The sequence below is a fragment of the Streptomyces synnematoformans genome, assembly GCF_039531005.1.
GTDB lineage: Bacteria > Actinomycetota > Actinomycetes > Streptomycetales > Streptomycetaceae > Streptomyces > Streptomyces synnematoformans.
On the sequence record NZ_BAAAPF010000375.1, the window covers coordinates 1 to 6,255 of the forward strand.

Annotated in this window: 6 protein-coding genes; 2 read left to right on the forward strand and 4 right to left on the reverse strand. The window is 76.3% G+C overall.

Annotated features, from left to right (window positions below; all coding sequences use genetic code 11):
* The coding region (locus ABD317_RS32295; RefSeq protein ID WP_425582494.1) for an MFS transporter at window positions 1-666 on the reverse strand (666 nt) is incomplete at its 3' end.
* 123 nt (window positions 667-789) lie between these two features.
* Here ABD317_RS32295 and ABD317_RS32300 point away from each other — a divergent pair.
* Window positions 790-1,200: a helix-turn-helix domain-containing protein gene (locus tag ABD317_RS32300; RefSeq protein WP_037784277.1), complete on the forward strand. Its 411-nt coding sequence runs from the start codon at window positions 790-792 to the stop codon at window positions 1,198-1,200.
* Between the two features lie 127 nt (window positions 1,201-1,327).
* Window positions 1,328-3,631 carry an ATP-binding protein gene (locus tag ABD317_RS32305; RefSeq protein WP_344294666.1) on the forward strand — a complete coding sequence of 768 codons (2,304 nt, stop codon included), beginning with the start codon at window positions 1,328-1,330 and terminating at the stop codon, window positions 3,629-3,631.
* A gap of 67 nt (window positions 3,632-3,698) precedes the next feature.
* Here the strand turns inward: ABD317_RS32305 and ABD317_RS32310 are convergent, their stop codons facing one another.
* The 3 genes from ABD317_RS32310 to ABD317_RS32320 all read right to left on the reverse strand — a co-directional run.
* Window positions 3,699-4,688, reverse strand: coding sequence for a sugar-binding transcriptional regulator (locus tag ABD317_RS32310; protein WP_344294670.1), 990 nt, complete (start codon window positions 4,686-4,688; stop codon window positions 3,699-3,701).
* 175 nt (window positions 4,689-4,863) lie between these two features.
* Window positions 4,864-5,553 carry a ribulose-phosphate 3-epimerase gene (gene rpe / locus ABD317_RS32315; RefSeq protein WP_027757262.1) on the reverse strand — a complete coding sequence of 230 codons (690 nt, stop codon included), beginning with the start codon at window positions 5,551-5,553 and terminating at the stop codon, window positions 4,864-4,866.
* Window positions 5,554-5,695: 142 nt separating this feature from the next.
* A partial coding sequence (locus ABD317_RS32320) for an RsmB/NOP family class I SAM-dependent RNA methyltransferase (RefSeq protein ID WP_486389026.1) occupies window positions 5,696-6,255 on the reverse strand: 560 nt, incomplete at its 5' end.

The window sequence follows — 6,255 nt, forward strand, 5'->3', positions numbered from 1 at the left end:
CGCCGCGGTGCCCGGCGCGGGGTCCGCGCGCGCCCGGCGCAGCGGCATCCGCAGCACCACCGGCAGCGCGGCGAGCAGCAGCCCGGCCTGCACCGCGAAGACGAGCACCGTCGGGTGCGGCAGCGTCTCGGACAGCACCCCCGCCAGCAGCGGCCCGAGCGCCGCACCGCCGACCATGGAGGCGGAGGCGACCAGCCCGCCGAGCTGCTTCTCCCCCGCCGGCGCGAGGTCGGCCACGGCGGCCATGCCGGCCGCGAGGAACGCGCCCACGGCCAGCCCGCTGAGCACGCGCGCCACGCCCAGCACGGCGACGGAGTGCGCGGTGGCGAAGAGCGCGGTGGCGACCAGGGCCAGCGCGAGGCCCGGCAGCAGCACGGGCTTGCGGCCGTAGCGGTCGGCGAGGGTGCCCGCGAAGGTCAGGGCGGCGAGCAGGCCGGCGATGTAGCCGGCGTAGACCAGCGTGATGGTGGCGGCGGAGAAGCCGAGCCGGTCCTGCCACAGCACGTAGAGCGGCGCGGGCTCGTTGGAGAGCGCGAGCGCGACGACGACGGGCCAGGCGGCCAGCCACATCCAGCGCCGCGACCCGGGCGGCGGCCCGGCGGCCGCGCCGGTGCCGGCGGTACGGGTGGCGGCGGTGGGGTCCGTCCGGCGGGTGTGGGCCGTCATGCGCGCTCCAGGGGCGGGGGTGAGCCGACACTGTACGAGCCATCTCGTACAGCGACTAGTACGACTAGATTCGTACAGCACCTCTCCAGTACGATGCAACTCGTACAAGGAAGGAGTCCGCCGATGCCCCCCACCGCCGCCACCGCCGCCCCGGCCGGTCCCGCCGTCGACGCCGCCACCGGCTTCCGCAGCTTCACCGAGTCCGCGGAGCTGCCGGAGCCGCTGCCCGAGCCGGCGCGCGCGGAGCTGCGGCTGGAGGCCGTGCTGGCCGCGCTCAGCGACCCGCTGCGGCTGTACGTGGTGCGCAAGCTGCTGCTGGAGGCGGAGCGCATCGACCACCCCTGCGGCTGGTTCGGCATCGACCGCCCCAAGTCCTCGCTCACGCACCACTTCCGCACGCTGCGCGAGGCCGGGCTCATCCGCCAGCGGCAGTACGGCCTCTCCCGCGGGAACCAGCTGCGGGTCGCGGATCTCGAAGCCCGCTTCCCCGGGCTGCTGGCGCTGGTCGCCGACTGGCGGCCCCCGGCCGGCTGACCCGCTCCCCGGCCCGCGGCGCACGCCCCCGTTCGAACCGGGGCATTCTGCCATCTCGCACCCCTCGATCGGCTGAATCCCGCGGACTCACCGCGGCGCCCGCCCCCGGCCGCCGTACGGTCGTCGGATGTACGCCAGAGAGCTGCCCGCCGAGGCCACCAGCTTCGTCGGCCGCCGGCAGGAGTTGGCACTCCTCGACACCTGTCTGCGGCAGGCCCGCCTGGTCACCCTCACCGGCCCCGGCGGGGTGGGCAAGACCCGCACCGCCGTGCGCGGCGCGCACCTGCTGCGCGCCCGCTTCCCCGACGGGGTCACCCTCGTGCCGCTGTCCGCCCTCGCCGACCCGCGGCTGCTGCCCAACACCGTCGCCGCGGCGCTCGACCTGCCGGAGCAGGCCGCGCTGCCGGCGCAGGACGCGCTCGCCGCGTACCTCCAGGACAAGACGGCGCTGCTGATCCTCGACACCTGCGAGCACCTCGTCGACGCCTGCGCCGTGCTCGCCGAGGAGCTGCTGCGCGCCGCGCCGCAGCTGCGCGTGGTGGCCACCAGCCGCCAGCCGCTGGACGTCGCGGGCGAGCACATCCTGCCGATCCCGCCGCTGGACGTCGCGGACTCCGGGCCCGCGGAGGACGCGCTGCGGCTGTTCACCGACCGGGCGGCCGCCGCCGTGCCCGGCTTCGCCGTCGACGACGACAACCGCGCCGACGTCCGCGCGCTCTGCCGCCGCCTCGACGGCATCCCGCTGGCCATCGAACTGGCGGTCAGCCGGCTGCGGGTGCTCTCCCCCGAGGAGATGCTGACCCGGCTCGACCACCGCTTCCGGTTACTCACCGGCGGCCGGCGCACCGCCGTGCCGCGGCACCAGACGCTGCGTACCACCATCGGCTGGAGCTACGAGCTGTCCACCGAGCCGGAGCGGCTGCTGTGGTCCCGGCTCGCGGTCTGCGCCGGGGAGTTCAGCCTGGAGGTCGCCGAGGCCGTCGGCGCCGCGGGGGCGCTGCCCGCCGAGGACGTGCTCGACGCGCTGATCGGGCTGGTCGAGAAGTCCGTGGTGGTGCGGGTGGATGCCGAGGACGGCACCCGCTACCGGATGCTCGACACCATCCGGGAGTACGGCCTGGAGCGGCTGGGCCCCGGCGCGGAGGCGGAGCGGACCCGGCGCCGGCACCGCGACCACTTCCTGCGCCGGGCGCGGCTGTTCGACGCCGAGTGGCTCGGCGACCGGCAGGTCCCGCTGCTGCGGCAGATGGTGCGCGACCAGGACGACATACGGGTCGCGCTGGAGTTCTGCGTCGCCGACCCGGCCGACGCGGCCGCGGGCCTGAAGATGGCCACGATGCTGTGGGGGTTCTGGCACTGCACCGGACTGCTCACCGAGGGCCGCTACTGGCTGCGCCGCGCCCTCGACCGCTGCCCCGAGGAGCGCCGGGAGCGGGTCAAGGCCCTCTGGCTGACCTGCTGGTTCATGGACCTGCAGGGCGAGCGCGGCGACACCTTCGCGCTGCTGGACGAGGCCGAGGCGGTGGCGCTGCGCATCGACGACCGCGCCGGGCTCGCCTGGACCCGCGCCTTCCGCCACCACACCCGCTACTTCCGGGGCCGGACCGAGGGCGTCGCCGAGGGCTTCGAGGCGGCCCGCCGGGAGCTGGCCGAGCAGGGCGACACGGCCGGGCTGCTGATGAGCGGCTTCTTCGCGGGCTTCTTCCACGTCCTCAACGGCGGTACGGGCGAGGGCATCGCGCTCTGCGAGGACTCGCTGCGGCGCAACGCGGACACCCCCGCCGAGCTGTGGTCGCGCGGGTGGGCCCTGTGGGTCAAGAGCATCGGCCTGTGGCTGAAGGGCGAGCACCGCGAGAGCATCGAGTGCGCGCGGCAGGGCATCCGCACCAAGGCCGTGCTGCACGACCTGACGGGCATCGCGCACTTCCTGGAGGGCTTCGCCTGGCGCGCCGCGGAGCTGCGGCACTTCGAGCGGGTCGCCGCGCTCCAGGGCGCGGCGGACGCGCTGTGGCGCCGGGCGGTCAAGGAGCCCCGGTTCGGCATCTCCGTCCTGCACGACCTGCACGCGGGTGCGGCCGGCGAGGCGCGCGAGGCGCTGGGCAACGACGGCTACGAGACCGCGTTCGGGGAGGGCGGCCGGCTGCCCGTCGACGCCGCCGTGGCGCTCGCGCTCGACGACGAGGCGGCCCCGGCCGCGGCGGCGGTCCCGCCCCAGCCGCCCGGCCCGGGCGACGGGCTCACGCCCCGGCAGCGCCAGGTGGCGGGGCTGGTCGCGCAGGGGCTGACGAACCGGGAGATCGCCGAGAAGCTGGTGATCTCCAAGCGCACGGTCGACGCGCACGTGGAGCACATCCTCGCCAGGTTCGGCTTCACCTCGCGCGCCCAGATCCCGGCCGCCCTGTCCGGGCCCCCGCCGGCTCCGCGGGACTGACGGCGCGGGCCGCGGCAGGGCCCGTACGGGACGGCCGTGCGCCGCGTACGGGACGGGCCCCGCGGGGCTACCGGGCGTCGGGGTCGGCGCGCTCCAGCGCGGGGCGGGGCCCCGGCGCCACCTCGTCCAGCAGGTAGTCCGCGGCGACGGTGTCCGTGACCAGGCTGGTGACCAGCCCCGAGCGCAGCACCGCGACGACGGCCTCGCGCTTGCGTGCGCCGCCGGCGATGGCGACCACCTCGGGGATCCGGCGCAGCCGGTCGGCCTCGACGGTGATGCACCGCTCCCCGAGGTCGCGGCCGATGCGCCGGCCCTCGGCGTCGAAGAGGTGCGCGGACATCTCGGCGGCGGCGCCGAGCGACGCGTAGTGCTCGCGCTCCTCCTCGGAGAGCATGTCGTGGACGGTGGAGATGCCCTCCTCCCACGAGCCGATGGAGACGGCGGCGACGGTCACCTTGTCGAAGTACTCGAAGGCGCGGGCCACCCCGGTCTGGCTGCGCAGCGCGGTGGCGGTGGCGGCGTCGGGCAGCAGCATCGGCGCGTAGATGGGGTGGGCCTCGCCGCCGGCGACCTCGGCCGCGCGGCGCACCGCCTCCACCGAGCCGCGCTCGGCGGTGCCCGCGTCGTAGACGCCGGTCAGCTGGACGACCGTGCACGGGGGCAGCCGGTGCAGGGCCTGCGCCATGTTGATCGTGGACCGGCCCCAGGCCAGGCCCAGCACGTCGCCCTCGGTGACCAGCTCGGCGAGCAGGTCGGCGGCGACACTGCCGAGGTTCTCCGGGTCGCGGGTGTCGGGCACGGCGTCGGCCGGCGCCTCCACGACGACGGCGTGGCGCAGGCCGAAGCGGGCGCGCAGGGCGTCGGAGCGCTCGGCGTCGAGCTCGGCGGGGACGCGGATCTCGATCCGTACGAGGTCCCGTTCGAGCGCGGTCTCCAGCACCCGGGCGACCTTGAAGCGGCTGACGCCGAACTCGTCGGCGATCTGGATCTTGGACTTGCCCTCAAGGTAGAAGCGGCGGGCCATCGCCGCCGCCTGTACCAGCTCCGCGGGTCCCATCCGCGCAGCCGTCCGGCCCGTCGACACCGCGATCTCCTTTGCTCTGCCCAGCGGCGCGCTCACAAGGCGCTGCTTCGTGGTCCATACTTTCACGATCCGGCCCCGGAGGCGCCGGCTCCGAGGGGGCCGGGGCCGTGGGGCGGGTGGTGCGGTGGTGCGGTGGTGCGCGCGGACGCTAGGGGCAGCCGGCCGTCCAGGCCGCCCGCTCGCCGGCCGCCGCCGCCCTGGCGCGCAGCGCCCGCACCGCGGCGGCCGGGTCCTCGGCCCCGTACACCGCGGAGCCGGCGACGAACACGTCCGCGCCCGCCTCGGCGCACCGCTCGATGGTCTCCGCGGAGACCCCGCCGTCGACCTGCAGCCACAGCTCCAGGCCGTGCTTGGCGATCAGCTCCCGGGTGCGGCGCACCTTGGGCAGCATGATGTCCAGGAACGCCTGGCCGCCGAAGCCCGGCTCGACGGTCATGACCAGCAGCATGTCCAGCTCGGGCAGCAGGTCCTCGTACGGCTCGACCGGGGTGGCCGGCTTGAGCGCCATCGCGGCGCGCGCGCCCTTGGCGCGCAGCTCGCGCGCCAGGCGCACCGGCGCGGCGGCCGCCTCCGCGTGGAACGTGACGGAGCCGGCGCCCGCGTCCACGAACGCGGGGGCCCAGCGGTCCGGCTCCTCGATCATCAGGTGGCAGTCCAGGGGGGTGTCGGTGGCCCGGCGCAGCGACTCGACGACCGGGACGCCGAGCGTCAGGTTGGGCACGAAGTGGTTGTCCATGACGTCGACGTGGAGCCAGTCGGCACCGGAGACGGCTGCCGCCTCATCGGCGAGGTGCGCGAAGTCGGCGGACAGGATGCTGGGGTTGATCTGGACTGCCATGCCCCCAGCCTGCCATGTCCGCGCCGCGCGAACTGCCGCGGTACCCGTGCTGCACCCCCTGTTCACCGGCCGGGGACCGGAATGTCGGTTCGGTGCCGGCCGGCCGTGCCGGGGGCCGTGTGCTCCGGGGGTGCTCCGGGGCTCAGCCGGTGCGGCGCAGCAGCGCGAGGTACATGGCGTCGGTGCCGTGGCGGTGCGGCCAGAGCTGGACGTCCGGTCCCTCGCCGAGGTCCGGCACGCCGGGCAGCAGCGGGCGGGCGTCGAGCAGCTCGGCGCCGGGGGCGCCGGCCGCCTTCCTCGCGTCGTCGACGACCGCGCGGGTCTCGGCGGGGTGCGGGGAGCAGGTGACGTAGCCGACGACGCCCCCGGGGCGTACCGCGTGCAGCGCGCCGTCCAGCAGCGCCCGCTGCAGCGGCGCGAAGCCCTCCAGGTCCTCCGGGCGGCGGCGCCAGCGGGCCTCGGGGCGGCGGCGCAGGGCGCCCAGGCCGGTGCACGGGACGTCGACCAGGACGCGGTCGAAGCCGCCGGGGCGCCAGGCCGGGCGGGTGCCGTCGGCGACGACGACCTGGTACGGGCCCGGGTTGCCGGCGAGCGCGCGGGCGACCAGCCGGGCCCGGTGCGGCTGCTTCTCGGCCGCCACCAGCGCCGCGCCGCGCTCCGCGGCCAGCCCGGCCAGCAGCGCCGCCTTGCCGGCCGGCCCCA